Genomic DNA, 23621 nt, shown 5'->3' with positions numbered 1-23621 from the left:
AAAAAAGCCCCGAAGTACGGGGCTTTTAAAGTATTATTTTAACGATTATTCAGCTTTATCATCAAGGTTTGTTTCATCTTTTTTCGATGAATCATCCGATTTTTGGCTTTCATCAACCGGCTTTTCTTGAGGTGAGACTGTTTTAGTTGGCTTATCGTCTAAACGGTCGTGTGCATCACGTGGTTCACGCACAGGCTGACGCGCCATTAAATCATCAATTTGTTTAGCATCAATTGTTTCGTATTTCATTAATGCATCTTTCATCGCATGAAGAATATCAATATTTTCTTTTAATATATCTTCTGCTCTTTGATAATTACGGTCTGAGAATAAGCGTACTTCGGCATCAATTACTTTAGCTGTTTCATCAGACATGCTCATTGCGCGACCACCGCCGCCACCCATGTACATCTCGTTTTGATCTTCAGCGTAAAGTAACGGACCTAGTTTATCACTCAAGCCCCACTGCGTTACCATTTTACGTGCAATATCTGTTGCACGCTCAATGTCGTTACTCGCACCCGTTGTTACTTTGTCTTCGCCATAGATAAGTGCTTCAGCAATTCGGCCACCGTAAAGGCTTGAAATCATTGACTCTAAAAGCTCTTTAGAATGGCTAACACGGTCCTGTTCAGGTAAGTACATAGTTACACCAAGGGCACGGCCACGTGGAATAATCGACACTTTATAAACTGGGTCGTGCTCTGGCACCATACGGCCAACAATAGCATGGCCCGCTTCATGGTAAGCCGTCATTTCTTTCTCTTGCTCACTCATCACCATGGTCTTGCGCTCTGCACCCATCATGATTTTATCTTTAGCAGCATCAAATTCAGCCATACTTACAACACGTTTATTACCACGTGCGGCATAAAGTGCGGCTTCGTTTACAAGATTTGCTAAATCAGCACCAGAGAAACCAGGCGTACCACGTGCAATAACTGCCGCTTCTACGTTATCGCCTAATGGCACTTTACGCATATGTACTTTAAGAATTTGCTCACGGCCACGAATATCAGGCAAACCAACCACTACTTGACGGTCAAAACGACCAGGACGAAGTAATGCAGGGTCTAGTACGTCAGGGCGGTTAGTTGCCGCTATAACAATAATACCTTCGTTACCTTCAAAACCATCCATTTCTACTAACATTTGGTTTAGTGTTTGTTCACGTTCGTCGTGTCCACCGCCCATGCCAGCGCCACGCTTACGACCTACAGCATCAATCTCATCTATAAAGATAATACAGGGTGCAGCCTTTTTAGCTTGCTCAAACATGTCACGTACACGCGATGCGCCCACACCAACAAACATTTCAACAAAGTCAGAGCCTGAAATGGTGAAAAACGGTACTTTTGCTTCACCGGCTACGGCTTTTGCAAGTAATGTTTTACCTGTACCAGGAGGACCTACCATTAGTACGCCCTTAGGAATACTACCACCAAGTTTTTGGAACTTAGAAGGGTCACGTAAAAAGTCTACTAACTCTGTTACGTCGTCTTTTGCTTCATCACAACCTGCTACATCAGCAAAAGTTGTTTTAACTTGGTCTTCGCTCATCAGGCGCGCTTTGCTTTTACCAAACGACATTGCGCCTTTACCGCCACCGCCTTGCATTTGACGCATGAAGAATATCCATACACCTATAAGCAGCAACATTGGGAACCAAGAGATAAAAATACTTGCTAAAAACGATTGTTCTTCAGGCTGAACGCCTTTCACATTTACATCATTTTTAAGTAAATCATTAATTAAGTCTTCATCGTACATTGGCATTGTGGTTTGAAAACGCTCACCACTGCTTTTAGTACCTGTAATATTACCCGTTCCACGGTCAATAATAACTTCTTGTAAAGAGCCGCTACGCACGTCTTTTACAAATTGAGTGTAACTTGTTTGACGATCAACTTGATCGCCGCCATTAAAGCTCTGAAATACTGACATTAGCACAACTGCAATAACCAGCCAGAGTATTAGATTTTTCGCCATATCGCTCAAGGGGTTAACCTCTTGTATCCAATTAATTTAAATTCAACTAAACGCCAAGCAACTGTACTACAGTTTGTAGCCGGTCGCTACTATATATACTTCCCGAGAACGGGCACGTGAGGCATCAGGTTTGCGTATTTTCACTGCTTTAAAACTATTACGAACGTCTTGCAAGTATTGATCAAAGCCTTCACCTTGAAACACTTTAACAACAAATGCACCATTTTTCTTTAATACTTGATGACACATATCAAGTGCTAATTCTACCAAATACATGCTACCCGCTTGATCTACCGAGTTATTACCGCTCATATTTGGTGCCATGTCAGAGAGTACCACATCAACATTTTTACCATCAATGCGTTTTAACAATGCATCAAGTACGGCTTCTTCACGAAAATCGCCTTGTAAAAAGTCAACCCCCGCAAGTGAGTCCATAGGTAATATGTCACACGCAACAACCTGACCTTTATCAGATACTTTCTCGGCTAAGTATTGTGACCAGCTACCAGGTGCAGCACCTAAATCAACAACGGTCATACCAGGGCGAAGCAGTTTATCTTTATTTTGGATCTCATCTAATTTGAAAACAGCTCGAGAACGCCAGCCTTTTTTTTGCGCTTGCTGAACATATTGATCATCAAAATGTTCTTTCAGCCATCGCTTTGAACTGGCTGAATGTTTTTTATTTGTCATAAATTAACACGCAACTAATTAGTAATATTCTTTAGATGGCGTTAGAATACCCTTAATTCAAGCCATATTCAGCAAAATTTGTATAAACATGACATTATCAAACAAACAAAAGCAGTTTTTAAAAGGTCAGGCACATAGCCTTAAGCCTGTAGTTTTACTAGGTTCTAACGGTTTAACCGAGGGCGTAGTAGTCGAAATTCAAAGTGCATTAGAAATTCACGAATTGATTAAAGTAAAAGTACCTACTGACGATCGTGAAACAAAAGCACTTATTTTTGATGCAATCGTTCGTGAAACCGGCGCTACTAAGCTACAAACAATAGGTCACACTGTTGTATTGTATCGTCAAAGTGCAGAAAAAAAGATTCAATTACCACGCGCATAAGTTAATTGTGCAGTGAGCTTTTTATAAAAAACCAGCATTAAGCTGGTTTTTTTATTATATGTGCTTATTTATGCCTTTTACCTTTAAACAATAAATTTAAAGCACGGCGCTTTTTAAGCAATTTTAGGCCTGTTTTATTTAGTGCGTTTGTATTTTAATAAACGGTCTAAAAATTCAGTAGTTAATTCATTTATCACGCCTGTTTCCGCGTTAACAATCAAGCTAAAACCCACATTTAAATGCGGTATAACCACCAAGTCACTGCGATAGCCTTGCACCCAGCCACTATGATAATAAAGCGTTTCATCGTTATAGTTATAAACACGCCAGCCTAATCCATAATAAGCTTGTTCTAATTCCTTTTTCCATACTCGTCTATAACGCTCTTTTTTTGTAAGTGTGTAAGGACGTGTTTGTGTAGCAAGTGTATCTAAAGAGAGTACATCTAGGTTTTGCCCTAATTGCGCATTTAACCATTTTGCCATATCGGTGGCACTTGCATTTACGCCCGCAGCCGGGCCGACTTTATAATAGTTTTTTTTCAGCTTGGCTGTGTACCAACGTTTTTTGCCTCTAACGTGCGGCAGCGCATAATTTTTATCCTGCACCATTGCATCGTAGCCTAAGCTGGTATCGCTCATTTTTAATGGTGTAAAAATTCCCTCTTGCAACCACTGGTCATATTTTTTATTGGTACTGCTGTAAATTACATCATCAATTAAACTAAACATCACATTTTGATAGCCATAGCATTGGCCTGGTTCGCAAATGGGCTTTACTGTTAATAGCTTTTCGACAATATCGGGGTAATTCATTCTTGATTCGATTAAATTGTCATACGCATTAGGGACCAACCCGCTGGAGTGGCTTAATAAGTGAAACACTTTTAAATTGTCTTTATAAACCGTGCCTTTAAAAGCAGGTATATACTCACTTACCGGTTTAAATAAATCTATTAACCCTTCACTTGCAAGCTTTGCAGTTAACGACCCTGCAAATGTTTTTGACACAGAAGCCAACCTAAAGCGGGTGTGGCGGTTAACCTGTGTGCCACTTCTTGCCTTAGTGCGGCCCATGGTGTGGATATAATCAGCGTTACCAATACTCACTATCGAAAGCGCAGCGCCAGGAATACCTTTACTGTTGAGTTTTTTTTCTGCGTAGCGTCCATACTGTTTTACGAATCCATCCCAGCTTGAGTCTGCTTTAGCTATCGCCTGAAGCGGTAAAGATAGACAAATAGCGACCCAAACGTACATAAAATTAGTGAGATACTTCATTCGTTACAAATTTATTCTTTTTTAACTACATCTATGTGCATAATATCATGAAGTTTTGATAGGACTAACGTACAATGTTGCGATTATTGGCTTTTTAAGTGGATGTTAAGTATTTATGCGTTTTATAGTTGTATCACTTTTTATATTATTATCAGCAGGTTGTGCAATTACCAAACAGCCGGCCGAGCCTTTGGCTTTACCGTTAAAGCCAACATTAAAGAGCGAAACTTACCAGCTTGAGTATAAAACAGAGCACGCATCGCCAAAAGTTAAGTCTGTACAGTTACCGGCGCACATAGTAACACGCGGCCAAACAGTGCGTATTACAACCGATAAAGCAAGCGTAACTGACACGCTATTAAAGCAAATAACCCAAGCCTTGAACGATAAAGGCTTAGAAGTGACTGATAGCAAAAACAGTGACTACACGTTAGCTATTCATCAGTTAGATTTAGCATTTACTGACGATACAAAATATGCGTTAACTCAACCTGAAAACCCTTATCCTTTATTTGCCAAAGTAGCACAGCAATACCCTACCCAGCAATGCGCCACCATACTAGCGCAAGTGAGCATGCGCATTACGCACCGCGCCTCTGGCGATGTGGTATGGTTTGCAAAATCATCAATAGACAGCGCAAGCTTCCACCGTGAGCCTTTATTGTTTAGCTTTGCCCAAGAGCAAAAAATTACTAATGAGTTAGAAGTGGCAACATTTGTACATCAACAAAATACCGAGCAAGCCCGTATAGCGCGCGCAGGTAAGGAAGTAACTGTACCGCCCTTTAAAACCATTACTAAATTAAGCAGCTTAACTAAACTACAAGGCCCATGTACGCGTACAGAGGTGAGTGCCTTAACGCCTATGATGCAATATTACTTAAGCAGTATTTTAATTGATAAAATAAAAGTGCAATAACGTAAAAAACTACATTTTTTTACAGATTCAAGGATTCACTTACCAATATAATACGCTTAATAACAAATAATAATTAGGTCCCCAGGGATGAAAAACGCTTTCTTACAGCATACTTTTATTAATAGCGTATTGCTTTGCGCCAGTTTTTTGAGCTTTCAAAGCCAGGCAAGCAATCGATACTATGCTGATAACACGCTAGAGCCCACCCAAGGTTTTGCGTGGGATTGGAGCGCTGGGGCTGGTTATTATGTAGAAGATTCTTACCTAATTGGCCTTGATTCCTACGACGATGGCATTGAACTCGATTTAAGCCTGGCTATTTCCTACGAAAACTTTTATCTCGACTTTGATCATAACCAGTTAAGCGGCGGCTTAGTTGTGGGTTACAGCCTTATAGATAAATTTGATTGGGGCTTGGATATATTAGGCACCAATACTCAGGCGGGCTTTGATGACAAAGGCTTAGGTTTTTACAACCACGGTGTGATAGAAGAGCTTGCGGGTATAAAATCGCGTAATTACGATTTTGATGCTGGGCTAAGATTAACACGCCGCTTTGAAAACTCGCAAATTTCGTTTGAGTTTTTACATGATATTACAGGTACACATAATGGCTGGGTGTTTAACACCTTTTTTAGCCATATTTTGCCATGGCGTAATTGGGAGTTTAGATCTGGGGTGGGTATTAGCGCTTATTCGGGCAGTTTTACTAACTATTACTTTGGTATAGATGCAGACGAAGCCACCGCTAATCGCCCTATTTACACCCCTAATGGCAGTACCAGTATTATGTTTGAGTTTCATGCTGAGTACCCTATTTCTCAAGATTGGGTATTTTTGTCTGGCTGGTTAACAACGTGGTTTTCAAAAGAAATAGACGACAGCCCCATTATTTCTCAAGGGTATCAACATAAAGCCAAGGTAGGCCTACGTTATGTATTTTAGATGGATCTGTTTATTATTGATCTTCCCTGCTATTTCATCTGCTAAAACAACAGATAAAACAGCCCCATTAATTGCGCTGCCCGACACCTGTGTTGCACTACGTGAAGGCCGCAATTGCTACGCTGATGTAACGCTTAGCTGGCAGCAACCAACTATTGGTAATTACTGCCTAAGAGACGCAACATCAAAATATATAATGCAATGCTGGTTAAAGCAGCAACAAGGCGTATTTGAATATACCTTCGACTCCCAGCAAAGTATTTCTTTTGAACTGTTTGATAGTAATACAGCCCAAGTTATTGCCACAACAGAGGTTAAACTGCAGTGGGTTTATCAAAATAGACAAAAAAAACGCCGCTGGCGCTTGTTCTAATTAGAGGTGTGGCCTTTCGTGATTGATTTTACAGCAATGTGTTTGGTAATTAAGTAAGTCAGCGCTTATAAAGTGTGGTTGTTCACCTAAATAGGCACTAACGCAGCACAAATCCCAAACTTATGCAGCCCTTAGGGTTATTTAAGGGCGAGTTTCAATCCACACACGGCAACCCTCTAACACTAAGGAAGCTTTATGGATAATTACGGCACTATTTTATTAGTTGAAGATGACACCTCTTTAGCCCAATGGGTTGCAGAGTACTTAACCGAGCAAGGCTATACCACCCATGTTTGCCACCGCGGCGATGAAGTAATAAGCCAGGTAAAAAACTTAAACCCTAACATTGTGCTGCTCGACATTATGCTGCCAGGCCAAGACGGTATAAGTGTGTGCAGAGAGCTACGTAGCTTTTACACCGCGCCCATTATTATGCTAACCGCCCGCGATGATGAAATGGATGAAGTAATTGGTTTAGAAGTAGGTGCGAGTGATTACATCATGAAGCCAGTGCGCCCTCGCGCATTACTGGCCCGTATAAAAGCAGCACTGCGCCTTACCAGCGAACCGACTAAAGTAACCACTAACGAGAGTGTGATTACTGTAGGCGCACTTAGTATTGATACTCAATCACGCAGTGTAACGCTTAATAATCAAGATATGGCTATTTCTAGTGCTGAGTACCTCCTACTGCACTATTTAGCCAGTAATGCAGGCCAAGTAGTCTCGCGTGATGCTGTGTTTAAGGCAACCAAAGGCCGTGAATACGATGGGCTTGATAGAAGTGTTGATGTACTAATATCTGCGCTGCGCAAAAAGTTTCATGATGACCCGCAAAACCCAGAAAAAATTAAAACAATTTGGGGGCGTGGTTATTTACTTGTTGCCACTGCGTGGGAATAGTAACCGTGGCGGTTTAAATGAAAAAATTTTACATTTCACTACTCGGTAGCGCGCTGCTTTCTATTGTTGTATTGGGCTGGCTAATCGATGCATTTAGCCAACAAACTCAAACACCGCATGATGAATTCAGCCTACAAAGCCAAATGATCAACGGCTTTAGTAAACATTTGAGTAGTGTAGCGACCTCAGAGCGCGCAGCTTATGTAAAGCAATTGGCAAACGACTTTAATGTAAAGCTTGATTACAAAAACAATGAATCCCTTGCCCTACCACCGTCTTTAATACTACAAATGCATACCCAAAGCGGCCTTATTTTAGAAGACCAGCAAGGTTTTTATATGCTCTACAGTAGCGAAGTATTGTCGCCTTATCATCTTTCCATGCGCCTAGATAAAGGCTTTGAAACAGATCAGCGCAACGATATTATTTTAACTTTGTTGTTTTATGCTGGGCTCTGCATTTTTATGGGCTTTATTATTGCCCCACTTGCTAAACGCTTAACAGTATTAAACGATGCGGCTAAAAAATTTGCCGCAGGAGATGTGCAAGCGAGAATAAAGGTCTCTCACTTTACCTACATAAGAGATGTTGAGCTTACATTTAACCGAATGGCTAGCCAAATAGAAAAGCTCGTGGCGGAGAACAAATTAATGGCATCGAGCTTATCGCACGATATTAGAACCCCTATCGCATGTTTACGCTTTGGCTTAGATGCTGCGCTCGACAGCGCAGATATGCCTAAAGTTAAGCAATACCTTGTGCGTATGGAAAACGATCTTGATCATATGGAATCGATGCTTAAAAGCTATTTAGCCTTTGCAACCCTTGAGCAAAATGCCAACCAGCTCACCTACTCGCAAACTAATTTATCGCACTATCTTGAAGACTTACTTACTCAGCTTTCGCCTAAAATTGAAACCAGCCAACTTAAAATACAACTAAACAGTAGTGACGATATGGTTTTTGCTGACTTACATTGGCTTGCTCGGGCTATTAGTAATTTAATTGGCAATGCCTGCGACTTTGCAAAAGACACTATTTATGTCAGTGCAAAGCGCGATGAGCATTATTTATATATTACAGTTGAAGATGATGGCCCAGGCATCGCACCAGAGAACTTTAATAACGTTTTTAGCCCGTTTTTTAGAGAAGAAAGCCACCGTAACCGTGCTGATAAAAGCTATGGCTTAGGCTTAGCCATTGTTGCAAAAGTGGCAGATTGGCATCACGGCAGTGTAAGCGTTAGTAAAAGTGCGCGGCTTCAAGGGGCGTGTTTTACCCTTAAAATTGGCCAGCATCACGATTCGTAAAATATTATTTACACAACTGTAATTAACATTTATTACACAAAATCAACTCCTTATTCTAAACCTGTTGATAACATTAATTAAATGCATCGCGTGATAGACACACCAGACGATAATTATTGTCACAATTGGGCAAATAAGTACTTTTTATTTATTTGCAATTCCAGTAGATTGTCAGCGCCGTCAAAAAATAGAGAAGTACAACAATATGAGCGCAGTTAGAGGTGAGTTTAGCTCTCGCTTTGGATTTATAATGGCCGCCGCAGGCTCTGCAGTAGGTTTAGGTAATATTTGGGGTTTTCCTACCCAAACAGCAAGCAATGGTGGTGCCGCTTTTTTAGTCGCTTATTTGGTACTCGCGTTCTTTTTAGCATACCCCGCACTTATGGCTGAGCTTATAATTGGCCGCCACGGACAAGCTAATGCGGTGTCTTCTTTAACAAAAATAACATCACACACGTGGCAAAAGCGCTTTGCTTTTATCGTGGGTTTTGGCGGGATTTTATGTGCGGGCTTTATTTTAAGTTTTTATGCCATTGTGGCAGGCTGGATGCTCAGCGCGACAATCGAACCTCTCACTACATTAGCTGGTGCAAACCAAGCTTCAACGTGGTTAAGTGAGCAGTCACTTTCACGAAACATCATTTTTACAGTGATATTTATCATACTCACCGTGGCTATTATTAGTCGTGGCGTAGAAAACGGCATAGAAAAATGGTCTAAGCGTCTGATGCCTGCGCTTTTAGGTATTTTATTTGCCTTAATTGCCTACGTTATGACCCAAGAAGGTGCTATGCAAGGGCTTAAAGCCTATTTAGTGCCTGATTTTTCATCTATATTTGATGCAAATTTACTCGTAAGTGCACTCGGCCAAGCGTTTTTCTCTTTGTCATTAGGCACCAGCGTGATGATTATTTATGGCTCTTACATAAGTAAAAAAGAAAACCTAGTCACGCTAGGCGCTTATGTAACATTAATAGATGTGTTTATCGCGTTTGTAGCGGGCCTTTTAATTATACCAGCCATGTATGTCGCACAAGCTCAAGGCGTAGAAATTTTTTCATCTACAGGCAAACTTCTCTCTGAAGACACATTGGTGTTTCAAGTGTTACCAGCATTGTTTGATGGTATGGGCTCTGTGGGTCTATTTATAGGCTTTGCATTTTTTGCCCTAATGAGTATAGCCGCACTTACCTCCTCTATTTCAATGTTAGAGGCGCCGGTATCGTATACTGTGGAGCGCTTTGCAATGAGCCGCCTGCAGGCAACATGGCTAATTGGCGCGCTAATAAGCGCAGTGAGCATTACCATAGTATGTAACTTAGGAAGCTTATTTGGTTTAGTGATCACCCTAACAACTAAAGTTGCTCAGCCTTTACTTGGCTTAATGTGTTGTATTTTTGTTGGCTGGATTTGGTACCGTGGCTCACTACTAAAAGCAATACAGCAAGGTAACCCTGAGGTTCATAACACACTATTTTGGAAAGTATGGCCTGTATACACTAAGTTTGTGTGCCCTATAGCTATTGGTGCTGTGTTTTTACATTCGGTGTTAAGTTAAAACGTTATTTTTAACTAACCCGAGTTCAGGTTAAGTTTTAAATTAAGTAAAGCCCACGCGTTAAGTGGGCTTTTTAATAGCTTAAATTTACTCGTAATAAATTAGCTTAGTGTATTTAACACCATATCTTGATGAGGGATGCCATCTTCTAGGTATTGCTCCCCTACTTCTGTAAAGCCAAAAGAGCGATAAAATGCTAATAAATAGGTTTGTGCGCCTATATAAATATGACGCTGTGGCCACTGCTTTTTACAACATGCTATGGCCGCATTTACAAGCTCAGTAGCCCGCCCTTTACCTCGCTCACTTTTGCAAACCAGTACACGGCCTATTGCGCTGTACTGCTCATTTTTTTCATAGCAGCGGGCATAAGCTAATAAACTATTATCTGCAATTGCATATAAATGCTGAGTACTAGGGTTAATGTCTACTTCATCAAGCTCAGGGTAAGGACACGTTTGCTCTACTACAAATACATCAACACGACCGCGCATTATCGTAAATAAAGTACGCGTATCAAGCGCATCAAAATGCGCACATTTAAACGACATATAAAATCCTAAAATAAAAAACCCAGCCTAAGCTGGGTTTAGTTAAACTACGCATCACTTAGGCAAACAAACGCTCTAATTGGTCGCACAACTGCGATAAATTCACATGGTCGTGCTCTATGGTTAAATCAACATAACCATCGCCTCTAAATGCTCTATCCAGCTCAATTAAAACATGCGTTTTGTGTGCTTCTGGTACAAACGATAATTCAATTTCTTGAATCCCAAATAAGCTGCGGCTATTAGGCTTGTACTCTAACTCTTGATAACACCCCGATACCGACTGAAAAGTAGGCGCACGTAAATGGCCTTTTTCAACATCTGCTTTTAATAAACTAAACCCTAATTTATCCATTGCTTGCATACAGGTTTTAACAGCTTCGTTAGGGTAAATATGCAAGTGGTCTTTATCTGTAGGGTCTAGTGCTAAATCAATATCAAGGCCTGTTTCAATCCATACATGTGATTGGTTGTAGCCGGCATTAATTTCAGTAATTGGGGTTTCTGGATGAAGGCGCGCTTCAAATGGAATGCTTTTAACTTCACCTGGCTCAACAGTGCCTATGTCGGTTATGCGCCACTGATCAATTACGTGATTAGTAAAGTACTCACCTTCTTCGCCATCAACTTTAACGCGAGTCATTAAAAACAAATCAAGGCCAGCAATTTCTTGAGCCACATCGCCTGCAGTTATAACGATATTAGCGTTAAAAAGTTGCCCTGGCTGAAGATGCTCAGTTTCTAAAATTGTATCTACTTTTGCAGCGCCAATACCTACCGACGCTAAAATCTTTTTAAACATATCTATCTCCTTAAGCTGAGCGGCTCAGTTTGTTGCTCAAGCTTAAACTCCTTCGTTAAAGCATCTTAACCATATTTAAAAGCCAATGTCAGTGAAAAAATGTTATTTACATGCTATTTACGATTAAATACGTGTTTAATGTGCATTTTTTATACGTAGCTGGGCAAGTAATTGATTAAACGCGCTCATTTTTAGGGCTATTTTTATTTTCAATGGTATAAAATTTTCGCTACACTGCAATCCCAAATGAAGTGATATTAAGAATTATGGAACTAATCTATTTTGCCGCCGCGTTTGTTTGTGGCTTTGGTGTTTATCAATTAAAACTTCCTCCCCTTATTGGCTTTTTACTTGCCGGTTTTGCATTAAATTTATCTGGCTATAAAAGCACCGAACTACTCGATACCATTGCGGCACTGGGTGTAACACTTCTTTTATTTAGTATTGGCTTAAAACTTAAAGTAAACAGCTTAATCAAGCCCCAAGTATGGGCACCCGCTACCCTACACATTATTTTTAGCAGTGCATTATTTAGTGGCTTTATGTTACTGCTAGGTATTTTTGCTGTGCCTATGTTTGTTGATTTAAGCTGGCAAAGTGCTTTATTAGTTGGGTTTGCGCTAAGCTTTTCAAGCACTGTATTTGCGGTAAAAGTACTTGAAGAGCGCGGTGAAATGGCAAGCCTACACGGAAAAATAGCCATTGGCATTTTAGTTATGCAGGATATTTTTGCGGTTATATTTTTAGCCATTAGCACTGGCAAAGTACCTAATATGTGGGCTCTTGCTTTAATTATTGCACTCCCTTTAGTGCGCCCACTTATGTATGCAGTGCTTAACCGCTCTAAACATGGTGAGCTATTGCCGTTATTTGGCTTTTTCTTTGCGTTGATAGCCGGTTATAACGCTTTTGATTTTGCAGGTTTAAAGGGCGATTTAGGCGCGCTCATTATGGGGATGATGTTTGCCCCACATAAAAAGGCGGGAGAGCTTTCAAAGTCGCTGCTTAATTTAAAAGATATTTTGCTGGTCGGTTTTTTCTTAAGCATTGGTTTAAACGCAGAGCTTACAGCTAATTCATTAATTGTAGCGTTAATCCTTATATTTGTTCTGCCAGTTAAAACCTTACTTTATTATGTGTTTACGAATACCTTTAAGCTCAGAGCGCGCACCTCGTTACTCACTGCATTTAGCCTTGCTAATTTTAGTGAGTTTGGCCTTATTGTGTGTGCTGTGGCAGCCTCTACAGGCATGATCACCTCAGAGTGGCTGGCGGTAATGGCTATTGCGGTGTCTATTACCTTTGTTATTGCATCGCCTCTTAATAAACGCTCAAACGAGTTATACGTAAAAATTGAGCGCTGGTTATTAAAATTCGAAAGCAAAACCCGCTTAGCTGAAGAGCTACCCGTTAATTTAAACGACACTAAAATCGTTATATTTGGTATGGGCCGCATAGGTACAGGTGCCTACGAAACAATAAATGCGACTCACCCTAATGTAGTGGCGGGCATTGATATTAAACCAGAGGTGGTAGAAAAACATATTAAACGCAATAGAAAGGTACTCCTTGCCGATGCCACCGACCCTGACTTTTGGCAGCGCGTTAACCACTCTCATGTTGAAATGGTCATGTTAGCTATGCCAAAGCATATGCAAAATATTTTTGCACTAGAGCAATTACAAGCCTCAGGCTATAACGGCCAAGTAACGGCTATCGCCAATTACCCAGATCAACAAAAAGAGCTTGAACAAATGGGCGTAAACTCGACCTATAACTTTTATTTAGAAGCAGGAAGTGGTTTTGCCGAGCACGTAAAGCAAGAGCTATTCGAAAAATAGTACTTTTATACTAAACAATAAAAACAACCAAATGAAAACGCCTTATTTTTAATAAGGCTTTTTTATTAGTTTTAGTTTAAAAACTCATTTTATTTACATTCCTTTACATTACTTCTCTCTATCTGTAAAAAAAACAGATAAACTACCGGTGTTGTTTAAATAAACGCCTTCGCACCTGTGTCACATAATTAGACTCCAGCTAATTAATGCAAGGTAAGCATTTATTTATCAACACAAATTTATTCAATCAGAGGGCCTACTCCCTCGTTCAATAGGCTGTTTCTTGCCCGTCACAGCCTATTTTATTTCTGTTTACTTGCCCGCTTACCCAGCCGCTATTTAATGCGTTTATTATTAATAAGCAGTAGTATTACTATTATACGTTTTATCAATTACTGACTTATTATGGATACAGCCGAACTCAAGCTCGCCATTAATACAATTATGCCCTTTGGAAAATACGCAGGCAGACCCCTGTTGCTTTTGCCAGAGCCCTACCTAGTGTGGTTTAAACAGCAAGGGTTTCCAGAAAGTAAACTCGGGGCGCAGCTTGCAATGATGTACGAGGTTAAATTAAATGGGCTTGAGCAAATGCTGATGCCCCTACTTAAAAAAAATGAAAAATAATTGAGAACTTTTTCCACGTAGCCGGGTCTACTATTTTGCTACTTGTTGATTTTGGTTTTTAACCACAAAAAGCGCCTTAGGCGCTTTTTTTATGTCTGGCGTTTTTAGGTGAATTGCTTTTATACCAATCCGCATAATTAAGTAATCTATTTTGAGGATGGAAAAACGTGTTGATAGCTAGGCAAAAAATTTGCTATTTAGTTGTTCTCGGCAATTGCTCCTGCATTGCTCTACCTTCTGCATTCATGCAGTCGTAAATGGGAATTTTTTAACGTAGCTAGCGACACATTTGGCCCCACAAAATGATTAAATATTATTGTGGATAGGTATTAGGTAAGGTAACTATAAACTTAGCGCCACCAAGCGATGAGTCAGTGATTGAATAGTGCCCTTTATGCCACGATACAATTTTTGCCACTATTGCTAAGCCTAAACCAAAGCCCCCTGTGCTTTTATCACGGCTTTTATCTAAACGAGTAAAAGGTTTAAATACGCTTTCTCTGTCGCTTTTTAAAATACCTTCTCCGTCATCTTCCACAATAAAGTAAATTGCATCACCCTGCGCTTTGAGTGTGACATCAACACGACTAACAGCGTACTTTAACGCATTGCCCACTAGGTTTTGCATTACACGCGCAATAAAGTGCGCATCACACTTGTAAACAAGAGCCTGTGGTAACACCGCATTAAACTCTATGCCGCTTGCAAAATTTAGCTTATTAATGACCGATTGTGTCAGAGCAGCCAAATCAACGTCGCTTCTCGCTAAGCTTGGTTGCTGCGAATCAAGCCGAGCATATTCAAGCATTTCACACACAAGCGCTTCAAGTTCGCTTATATCTGCCTGCATATTCGTTAGGTAATGTTGCCCTTTTTCCGATTGCAGTGTGTCTTCTAACATGGCTATACCAAATTTTAATCGTGCAAGAGGTGTTCTAAATTCATGAGATACAGAGGAGGTAAGTTCTTGTTGCGCACTAAGAAGATGCTCTATGCGCTGCTGCATTACTTTTAGAGTATCAGTAACGGGTAAAAAAAACGATTTAGAAGGACTGCTTATATTAAAGTCTTGCGAGCCATCTACCGCTTCGCACGCATGGCTTAATTTAGAAAAATCACGCCATAGTAAAAAGCTCCACAGCCCCACAGGTAACCCTACAATAGCCAGTAACATTAAATACGGGATAACAGAGCTTTCAGGTGCTTTTATAACGCCTACAGGACCAATTTGAAGTAGCTTTTTATCACCAAGCTCAACATACCACACTATGCGCTGCTTTTTATCATACAGGTACAGGTAATGATTTTTATCTAATGAGGCTTGCTGCTTAAGGGGTAAAATAAGATCTTTGCGGGCAATAACTTGGCTTTCAAAGCTGTGTTTTAGCTTATCTAGCCCATCATCGGTTTGCGATAATAACCAAAGTGCTTGGCCAAACTCATCATCTAACAGCACTTGCTGCTGCGTCTCTTCGTAAGGCCAAATTTGTTCTATAACACCACTAACAATAAATAAAGAAACAATGATATAAACATATAAACTTATAAATAGTTTGCCCATTATTCCTTATTTACCTTCATATATTATTTTTCCCAGGCGTCTGATACAAACAAGTAACCTTGCCCCCACACGGTTTTTATACGGTAAGGTTTATCGCTGTTATCACCTAGCTTTTTACGAATTCGTGACACGCGTACATCAACGGTACGGTCAAGCCCATCGTATTGACGACCAATCATATGTTGATGAACATGTTCACGGCTTAGTACTTCGCCTGCATTTGAGGCAAGTAGCCATAGTAGCTCAAACTCATGCGATGTAAGTACTATTTCGTTTTCGTTTAATTTAACAATTCGGCTGGTTTTATCAATGACTAAATCACCAAACTGAATCTCTTCTGCGGCCTTAACCACGGGTTGCCCGCGACGCAGTAATGCATTTACACGCGCCAGTAAAACACGCGGTTCTGCAGGTTTTACCACATAATCATCTGCGCCAAGCTCTAAGCCAATCACCTGGTCAAAGTCTTCACCTTTTGCAGTAAGCATTAAAATTGGCAACGAAAACTTATCACGTACTTGTCGACATACGCTAAAGCCATCTTTACCTGGCAACATAATATCTAAAATCATTAAATCAGCAGCGTTATTCTCAAGATAACTAAATACTTCATCACCACGGCTTAATACGTCTACTTCTAAGCCATTATGTTCAAGATAATCTTTTGTTAGTTGTTGTAAACCTAGGTCATCTTCAACAAGTAAAATTTTTGGCATGAGTTGCTCCTAAATTAAAAATAGCTCCATGGAGAGCGAAGCCTGCGCCTACTTTTTTTAGCATCAGCACTTTGCACTTCAACGTGTGTTTTAGCAATTAACACACCGGTATGAGGATTGATTAAGGAGTATATGGTCTCTACCTGAACACGCGCTTTATACTCAAACTCACCAACAGCCTGCTGTTGCCAGCATTTAATCAGTTTATTTTGTTGGTACAGGCATGCATCGCTTGGCGATGGTTGCTGCCAATTAAACTTTAAATCGAGATCGCAAAACGCTTGCTGCTCAGACACAACACACACTTTGGGAGAGACCTTTAAAGACGCATTTTGCGCTACAACGGGAGGGCTAAACAGAAAAACTGTAAGCACAATCAACATTAAATACTTCATATTAAAAAGTATGATCGAATCCTATAAAAGCAGTCATTGAATAGTTACGTTCAAAAAGCGGACTGCCATCCATAGCTGAATAGTCGTAATATGCTACATGAAAACGAAGACTGTTAGCCTCACTCAATGGCCAACTGGCGTCGATTTTAGCATAAGGTTGCCAGCTACTACCAACGTCAATTTTACCTAATGAGGTTTCGTGTGCTTTTAAACCATAATAGTAGCTGTTTAATTCAGCTGATTTATAGTTAACCCCAAGCGTTGGCTTTAACTTTAAACGCCCTACTTCACTGTGGTACTGCCATTGTATAGCGCCCCGAGTACCGTTATAAACATTACTTATATCGTGTAATAACTGTATCGATAGCACATGGTTTTGCTGCACATAATGATAGCTTCCCCCGGCATCTAGGGCTAAATGGCGATTATCAATATTATCGATATTTATTTTTTTAGGCTGGGGATTATTTTGCGCTAATGCAGAAGCACCTGCGGTTGCTGGTAAAACAAAGAGGTTATTAGGGTGCCAATCAATAAAAAAACGTGACTCTGCGTTAAGTTCTGAAACAATATTAAAATGATGCTTTTGATTTTCTTTAAGTGTGTAGCCAAGGCGACCATTATCGAAAAACCAACGCTCGCCATAAAAAGCAATGCGCGGGATCACAGGGAGCGGGACGTTTTTTCCGCCATGCAGAGGGTTGGTAATAACACCCGCGCCGACACTTAGATTTACATGCCACTTTTTAACAGTAATATGTTGCTGCGCATACTCTTGTTCGTTATAGGCCTGCGAAGCTGTGCTAGGCAAGCAAACAAGACACACCACAAAGCAAAAAATGTAAATAAAAGTATTGAGCCGCATTAACCTAATCTAAATGAGTAAAATAAGTAAGTGACCCATACTAGCAAGGTAAGCACAAATGTGCGCCACCTGGTTACAATCATTCACAATTTTTATACATACGTATCACATTTAAATATCAGGGGCTATTTCAATACGGTTGCGACCATGTGTTTTAGCTATATATAAAGCACGGTCGGCGCGCTCAATAAGTACCGAACCTTTCGTGAATGGACGTAAAATAGCGAGTCCAAAACTTGCAGAAATTGCACGTTTAGAATTTACATCGTCTTTTTTACGGATAGTTAATGAAGCAATATCTAAACGAATTTTATCAGCAAACACCATAATCTCGTTGATGCTGTCAAAATACCCGGTAATACAAAACTCCTCACCACCATAGCGGTAAACATTCAGGCTATCGGAAATATTTTGCGAAACTTTTTTGGCTACTAATTTAAGTACTTCATCGCCTTTTTGATGACCAAAATCGTCGTTAAAACGTTTAAAGTGATCAATATCAAACATGATTAGTACCGCCAATACGCTCTCGTCAGCTTTCTCTGAATAGGTTTGACAAAACTGCTGAATATCATCATCAAACTTTCTTCTATTAAAAAAGCCTGTCAGGGGGTCTGTATCGGCTGCTTCTTGAGAAAGGTTAAGTGCTTCTTTTAAATCTTTAATTTCGTTATAGGCTACCGCAAGCTTAGTTTGAAATTCTCGCGCATAGTCTTGCATAGCCACCGACTCGTCGGTTAAGCGTTCAACACAACCGAGTATTTCGTTAAACGAATTTACATTAGCTAAACCTGCCAACTCATTTTGAGAATCTACCAACGACGTGGTAAAGCTTTTAGAGTGATCGAGGGTAACGCTTATATCATGCTGTACTTGCTCCATAGTGCCATGGAAGCGATCTGCCATTTCTTGAAAAAACACTAAGTCATCTTCGCTTAAATGCTTATCAAAAATTTCTTTTGCTTTATTTTGAGTACATGTTTGTTGCTCAGCAATGACGTGATCAAGCTCAGCATTTAATGCTGGCTTACTGCCTTGCACATAGCAATACCAAATAGCGTAATTGATAGGCGTTACCGGCATTCGGTACTTTACCATCAGAGGAATTGCTTTTTTTAAACATTGAGCAGAATGAGCGAGCGATACAGCATGATCCATAATTATTATAAACTCTCGTGCGTCATTATTTTTTATTATTAAGCTTTCATGTTAAGTAATAGTAAACTCATACGCAACTGTTAATCATACTATTTACTGAATTATATTAATCGTTAAAAGCTTAAATAACATTTGCGCCTAAAGTTTGTGCAATATTCCATAATGCACTGATTGCAGGGTCGTTAAGCTCTTTTTTTAGCACCGCCAAACCAATATCAAACCCTTCTGGCTGGTAATTTTCACTGGGCAGTACGTGTACCTTGTCTTGTAGCGGACTATTATCTAGCACTATTTTGGGAACCATGGCGACACCTAATCCTAGGCTCACCATAGACACCATTGCTTCGTGCCCTGCTACTTGTGCATAAATTTTTCCATGCACATTATTTTTCCGCCACCACTGCTCTAACCGCTGCCTAGAAAAACCTTGCTCAGGTACAATAAACTCCAGTTCTGACCAATCAATATGTGGGGCGTTTTTCGCTATTTTTTCGCTGATCGGGCATTGAATTTTAGGTCCAATAAGAACCAGTGGAGAGTGGCCTATATTAACAAAAGCAATTTGGGCAGGCAGTTTACTTGGCCGTGCAGCAATAGCCATTGATTCATGGGCATCCAGTACTCGGTTTATTGCCAACGCCGGATCGCCGGTATTTAGCGTTATTTCTATATGCTGATGCTGCGCGCGGAGTTGTTCTAATATTTGATGCAAAAAACTATACGAGGCGGTGACTGAGCAATAAATACTCACATTACCGTAAATATGCTGGGTTGGGTCTTTCACATTCGCTTTAAAGCGCTGCCAATTAGCCAGTGTAGAGGTGGCGTAATCAATAAACGACTCCCCTTCTTTAGTTAATTTTACACTTCGGTTATCGCGTATAAATAAAGCAACGCCCACCTCATCTTCAAGCTGCTTAATATTGCGACTTAAAGTAGGTGCACTTATATGGCACAGCTCGCTCGCCCTGGCAAAATGGAGCGTTTTAGCTAACGCTAAAAAGTAATTTAAATGCTTATGATCCATTACATGCCTCTACGTTTCATTTTTTGAAATACTTTAGTGCAAATATATCATTTTACGCAAGCAAAGTTTTTTTTTATGGTGTGTTTAAGCAAAGCAAATACGCTTTGCATCTAACAAACACGAATTATAGGACACTAACATGGCGAATTATTTTAATACCTTACCTTTACGCGAGCAGTTAGCTCAATTAGCGCAATGTGAATTTATGGACCCAAGTGAATTTACCGATGGTGTTGATGCACTTAAAGGTAAAAAGCTGGTTATTGTTGGCTGTGGCGCACAAGGTCTTAACCAAGGTTTAAACTTACGTGACTCAGGTCTAGATGTATCATACACGTTACGTCAATCAGCAATTGATGAGCGTCGTCAGTCATACCTAAATGCATCTGAAAACGGTTTTACTGTAGGCACGTACGAAGAGCTAATTCCGAGCGCTGACGTAGTATTAAACCTAACACCTGATAAGCAACATACAGCCGTTGTAACTGCCATTATGCCTTTAATGAAACAAGGCTCTACACTTGCTTACTCGCACGGTTTTAATATTGTTGAAGAAGGCATGCAAATTCGTGAAGACATTACGGTAATCATGGTTGCTCCTAAGTGTCCTGGCTCTGAAGTGCGTGAAGAATACAAACGCGGCTTTGGTGTACCTACTCTTATTGCTGTTCACCCAGAAAACGACCCACAAGGTCACGGCTTAGCACAAGCTAAAGCCTACGCTGCGGGTACCGGTGGTCATCGTGCCGGTGTACTTAAGTCATCGTTTATCGCTGAAGTTAAATCAGACTTAATGGGCGAGCAAACAATTCTTTGTGGCATGTTACAAACCGGTTCAATTTTATGTTTTGATAAAATGATTGAGAAAGGCATTGATGCGGGTTACGCATCAAAACTAATTCAATACGGCTGGGAAGTAATTACCGAAGCCCTTAAATACGGCGGCGTTACTAACATGCTTGACCGTTTATCAAACCCTGCAAAAGTAAAAGCGTTTGAACTAAGCGAAGAACTTAAAGTTATTATGCGCCCGCTTTATAACAAGCACCAAGATGACATTATCGACGGTACTTTCTCACGCGTAATGATGGAAGATTGGGCAAACGACGATGCAAACTTACTAAAATGGCGTGCAGAAACTGCCGAAACTAACTTTGAAAAAACCCCTGCTGGTGATGTAGAAATCTCTGAGCAAGAGTTTTTCGATAACGGTATTTTAATGGTTGCTATGGTTAAAGCGGGCGTTGAGCTTGCATTTGAAACCATGACTGCAGCAGGTATTATTGACGAGTCGGCTTATTATGAGTCTTTACACGAAACACCGTTAATTGCCAACACAATAGCACGTAAAAAGTTATTCGAAATGAACCGTACTATTTCTGATACTGCAGAATACGGCTGTTACTTATACAACCATGCGTGTTTACCATTATTGGCCGATTTTATGAAAAACATCGACACCGATGTTATTGGTAAAGGCTTAAATGAGCAAAGTAACCAAGTAGATAACCAAACATTGATTCAAATTAACACTGCACTACGTGAGCACCCTGTTGAAATTGTTGGCGCTAGACTACGCGGCTACATGTCAGCAATGAAGAAAATTGTATAACTAGTTTCGCTTGTTAGAAACCAAGCCCACATGCATACGCTGTGGGCTTTTTCGTGCTAGTAATAATAAAAAGCGAGTATACCCTTTTAGATATATTGCAATAATTAGCGCTTAATTAATAATGTGCTAACATGGCTATCTACCTAGTTGTAAAGTTAAATAATATGACGATAAAAAACCTAACTATCACTCAAAAAATCACCATTTTAGGCAGTACCATTGCAATCTGTGTCGCTGCATTAATTGGTTTAACGTCTTTATATAGCTCTGAAGATATTATAGAACGACGTATGATTGAATCTGAGCTACCCAGCAAATTACACAGTATTAGTAATCAAATTGGTGGCGAAATAAACGAACTACTAGGTGCTGCACAGCAACTATCATCAAATGAATTTATCTTAGAGTGGGCGCGCTCAAATAACCAAGACGACACACTACTGCTTAAAGAATTAAACCGCGTAGCAAAGCAGTTTGATTTAGCAACGGCGTCGTGGGCTAACCGTGATACAGCACAATATTGGAACCAACACGGATTTTTACGCGTGCTTAAAAACGACGCGGCTGATGGGTGGTTTTTTGGCTTTACCAACTCAAATAATCCGTACTCAATCAGTATTTATCAAGAATCCCCGACTGATGTAAAAATGTTTGTAAATCATCAACAAACAAATGGGCTTGGATTAGCGGGGCTTGCAAAAAGCATCACCGACATGCAAAAGCTATTACAACAATTTAAAATTGAGCAAACAGGCTTTGTGTTTATTGCAGATAAAAGCGGCTTAATTCAGTTACATAAAGATGCAAATAAAGTGGCTAAAGTAAACATAGACACACTTTATGGCAGTAATGTTCATAGTACTTTATATAACCCCTCTGGTTTTGCAATTACAGAATTATCACTTAATAACGAAGCCACATTTTTAGCAGCCATGCCAATAGCCAATACCGACTTATACGTATTAGCCCAAGTACCTAAAAGTGAGGTGTTTGCGACTGTAGGTACATTGGAGTGGCAAATATTTACCTTTACGCTAGTGATAGCCCTCGTTGCTAGCATGCTAAGTTACTTGTTAGCACGTTCTTTAGCGTCACCGCTTTCGGATATGGCCGAGCTGTTCTCACGTTTAGGATCAGGCGATGCTAATTTAGCGTACCGTTTGCCAGAGTCTAATCAGCCAGAGCTAAACAATTTAAGCCATGGCTTTAACCAGTTTATTCATAAAATTGAAACTGCCATAAAGCAAGTCGCCAACGAAAGTACAGAAATACGCCAAAGTTCTAATCATGTATTTGAACAAGCAAAAAACAACTCGCAGTCTATTGATAATCAAAAAGAGCAAACCATTTCGGTTGCTGCAGCCATTAACGAAATGGGCGCAACTGTACAAGAAATAGCACAAAGTGCGGCTAATGCAGCTAAGTTAACGCAAAGCAGTCAAGAAAACACCAGCCAAAGCCATCAGCAAGTACTGCAAAGCCAAGCTACAATTTCAGCGCTTGCCACTGACATTGACGGCATTACCGAGCAAGTAACACTGCTTTCTAAAAAAACAATTGATATAGCGAGTATTGTTGACTCTATTCGCGGCATTTCAGAGCAAACTAATTTACTGGCCTTAAACGCAGCCATCGAATCGGCACGGGCTGGTGAGCATGGTAGAGGCTTTGCAGTGGTGGCCGATGAAGTACGCGCGCTTGCTAATCGTACCTCGCAATCAACCACCGAAATTCAGTCAATGATTGAAGAGCTAACCACTATTTCTGAAGATGTAGTAAACGATATTAGTCAATCTAAGCAAAAAGCCCAACAAAGCGTAGGCGCAATGCAAAGCTCTGTTGAATTGCTTGATGCGATAAGCGAAACAGCAAATCAAATAAACGACATGGCTACCTTAATTGCCACCGCAACTGAGCAGCAAAGTAACGTGGTTGCTGATGTAGGACGTAATATTGAGCAAATAAGTGAAATTAGTGACCGTGCTATGAATGAGCAAATAAACACCGAGCAAGCAATTCGCGATTTAGCAAATAGCGCTCAAGCGCTTGATGCACTCGTAGCCACCTTTGAAAAACACCACTAAACACGTTTTGTAACACTTTAATAA

At 40.3% G+C, this 23621-nt stretch carries 22 protein-coding genes; 11 read left to right on the top strand and 11 right to left on the bottom strand.

Annotated features, from left to right (window positions below):
• Positions 1-45 precede the first annotated feature (45 nt).
• Entirely contained in the window at positions 46-1989 is a 1944-nt protein-coding gene (ftsH, locus tag PSH54_RS06100; RefSeq protein WP_273605711.1) for an ATP-dependent zinc metalloprotease FtsH, read from the bottom strand.
• Between the two features lie 66 nt (positions 1990-2055).
• Entirely contained in the window at positions 2056-2685 is a 630-nt protein-coding gene (gene rlmE, locus PSH54_RS06095; RefSeq protein ID WP_004587345.1) for a 23S rRNA (uridine(2552)-2'-O)-methyltransferase RlmE, read from the bottom strand.
• A gap of 88 nt (positions 2686-2773) precedes the next feature.
• Between rlmE and yhbY the strand changes: the two genes are divergently transcribed.
• A complete protein-coding gene (gene yhbY / locus PSH54_RS06090; protein ID WP_004587346.1) occupies positions 2774-3070 on the top strand; it encodes a ribosome assembly RNA-binding protein YhbY in 297 nt (98 codons plus the stop codon).
• 134 nt (positions 3071-3204) lie between these two features.
• On the opposite strand, the gene PSH54_RS06085 is transcribed toward yhbY, so the two are convergent.
• Entirely contained in the window at positions 3205-4329 is a 1125-nt protein-coding gene (locus PSH54_RS06085; RefSeq protein WP_443197766.1) for a serine hydrolase domain-containing protein, read from the bottom strand.
• 136 nt (positions 4330-4465) lie between these two features.
• Here PSH54_RS06085 and PSH54_RS06080 point away from each other — a divergent pair, with 136 nt between their 5' ends.
• The 6 genes from PSH54_RS06080 (at position 4466) to PSH54_RS06055 (ending at position 10358) form a co-directional block, all read left to right on the top strand.
• Entirely contained in the window at positions 4466-5269 is an 804-nt protein-coding gene (locus PSH54_RS06080) for a hypothetical protein (RefSeq protein WP_273605709.1), read from the top strand.
• Between the two features lie 87 nt (positions 5270-5356).
• On the top strand, positions 5357-6214 hold the full coding sequence (locus tag PSH54_RS06075; RefSeq protein ID WP_004587349.1) for a MipA/OmpV family protein: 858 nt from the start codon (positions 5357-5359) through the stop codon (positions 6212-6214).
• On the top strand, positions 6204-6587 hold the full coding sequence (locus PSH54_RS06070; protein WP_004587350.1) for a DUF3019 domain-containing protein: 384 nt from the start codon (positions 6204-6206) through the stop codon (positions 6585-6587). The genes PSH54_RS06075 and PSH54_RS06070 overlap by 11 nt, the downstream gene beginning before the upstream one ends.
• Before the next feature lie 195 nt (positions 6588-6782).
• The gene (locus PSH54_RS06065; protein WP_054982162.1) at positions 6783-7490 is read left to right on the top strand and encodes a response regulator transcription factor; all 708 of its coding nucleotides are present in this window, start codon (positions 6783-6785) and stop codon (positions 7488-7490) included.
• A gap of 17 nt (positions 7491-7507) precedes the next feature.
• Positions 7508-8800: a HAMP domain-containing sensor histidine kinase gene (locus PSH54_RS06060; RefSeq protein ID WP_055253011.1), complete on the top strand. Its 1293-nt coding sequence runs from the start codon at positions 7508-7510 to the stop codon at positions 8798-8800.
• Between the two features lie 205 nt (positions 8801-9005).
• Entirely contained in the window at positions 9006-10358 is a 1353-nt protein-coding gene (locus PSH54_RS06055) for a sodium-dependent transporter (protein ID WP_054982160.1), read from the top strand.
• A 101-nt stretch (positions 10359-10459) separates the two neighbouring features.
• Here PSH54_RS06055 and PSH54_RS06050 read toward each other — a convergent pair whose 3' ends face one another.
• Together PSH54_RS06050 and PSH54_RS06045 are read right to left on the bottom strand one after the other, a co-directional pair.
• Positions 10460-10909 carry a GNAT family N-acetyltransferase gene (locus PSH54_RS06050; RefSeq protein ID WP_004587354.1) on the bottom strand — a complete coding sequence of 150 codons (450 nt, stop codon included), beginning with the start codon at positions 10907-10909 and terminating at the stop codon, positions 10460-10462.
• 58 nt (positions 10910-10967) lie between these two features.
• Positions 10968-11711, bottom strand: a complete 744-nt coding sequence (locus PSH54_RS06045) for a sporulation protein (RefSeq protein ID WP_004587355.1) — start codon at positions 11709-11711, stop codon at positions 10968-10970.
• Positions 11712-11977: 266 nt separating this feature from the next.
• Between PSH54_RS06045 and PSH54_RS06040 the strand changes: the two genes are divergently transcribed.
• Both PSH54_RS06040 and PSH54_RS06035 read left to right on the top strand, forming a co-directional pair.
• Positions 11978-13552, top strand: a complete 1575-nt coding sequence (locus tag PSH54_RS06040) for a cation:proton antiporter family protein (protein ID WP_096042058.1) — start codon at positions 11978-11980, stop codon at positions 13550-13552.
• Positions 13553-13957: 405 nt separating this feature from the next.
• A complete protein-coding gene (locus tag PSH54_RS06035) occupies positions 13958-14179 on the top strand; it encodes a DUF3820 family protein (protein WP_004587357.1) in 222 nt (73 codons plus the stop codon).
• A 313-nt stretch (positions 14180-14492) separates the two neighbouring features.
• Here the strand turns inward: PSH54_RS06035 and PSH54_RS06030 are convergent, their stop codons facing one another.
• From PSH54_RS06030 to ilvY, 6 genes are all read right to left on the bottom strand, one after another.
• The gene (locus PSH54_RS06030) at positions 14493-15740 is read right to left on the bottom strand and encodes an ATP-binding protein (protein WP_273605708.1); all 1248 of its coding nucleotides are present in this window, start codon (positions 15738-15740) and stop codon (positions 14493-14495) included.
• A 23-nt stretch (positions 15741-15763) separates the two neighbouring features.
• Positions 15764-16456 (bottom strand): response regulator transcription factor, encoded by a 693-nt coding sequence (locus PSH54_RS06025; RefSeq protein ID WP_024031826.1) that lies wholly within the window; start codon positions 16454-16456, stop codon positions 15764-15766.
• 14 nt (positions 16457-16470) lie between these two features.
• Entirely contained in the window at positions 16471-16851 is a 381-nt protein-coding gene (locus PSH54_RS06020; RefSeq protein ID WP_024031825.1) for a DUF3019 domain-containing protein, read from the bottom strand.
• Position 16852: 1 nt separating this feature from the next.
• Entirely contained in the window at positions 16853-17716 is an 864-nt protein-coding gene (locus tag PSH54_RS06015; RefSeq protein ID WP_443197765.1) for a MipA/OmpV family protein, read from the bottom strand.
• 111 nt (positions 17717-17827) lie between these two features.
• On the bottom strand, positions 17828-18874 hold the full coding sequence (locus tag PSH54_RS06010; protein ID WP_273605707.1) for a GGDEF domain-containing protein: 1047 nt from the start codon (positions 18872-18874) through the stop codon (positions 17828-17830).
• A gap of 121 nt (positions 18875-18995) precedes the next feature.
• Positions 18996-19901 carry an HTH-type transcriptional activator IlvY gene (gene ilvY, locus PSH54_RS06005; protein ID WP_121637162.1) on the bottom strand — a complete coding sequence of 302 codons (906 nt, stop codon included), beginning with the start codon at positions 19899-19901 and terminating at the stop codon, positions 18996-18998.
• Positions 19902-20040: 139 nt separating this feature from the next.
• On the opposite strand from ilvY, the gene ilvC reads away from it, so the two are divergent.
• Positions 20041-21513, top strand: coding sequence for a ketol-acid reductoisomerase (ilvC, locus tag PSH54_RS06000; protein ID WP_029773436.1), 1473 nt, complete (start codon positions 20041-20043; stop codon positions 21511-21513).
• A gap of 164 nt (positions 21514-21677) precedes the next feature.
• A complete protein-coding gene (locus PSH54_RS05995; RefSeq protein WP_024031820.1) occupies positions 21678-23597 on the top strand; it encodes a methyl-accepting chemotaxis protein in 1920 nt (639 codons plus the stop codon).
• Positions 23598-23621 lie beyond the last annotated feature (24 nt).

The sequence above is a fragment of the Pseudoalteromonas sp. Angola-30 genome, from assembly GCF_028599215.1.
Taxonomy (GTDB): domain Bacteria; phylum Pseudomonadota; class Gammaproteobacteria; order Enterobacterales; family Alteromonadaceae; genus Pseudoalteromonas; species Pseudoalteromonas atlantica.
Note: the sequence above shows the minus strand (reverse complement) of the source record. Positions and strands in the feature narration are given on the sequence as shown.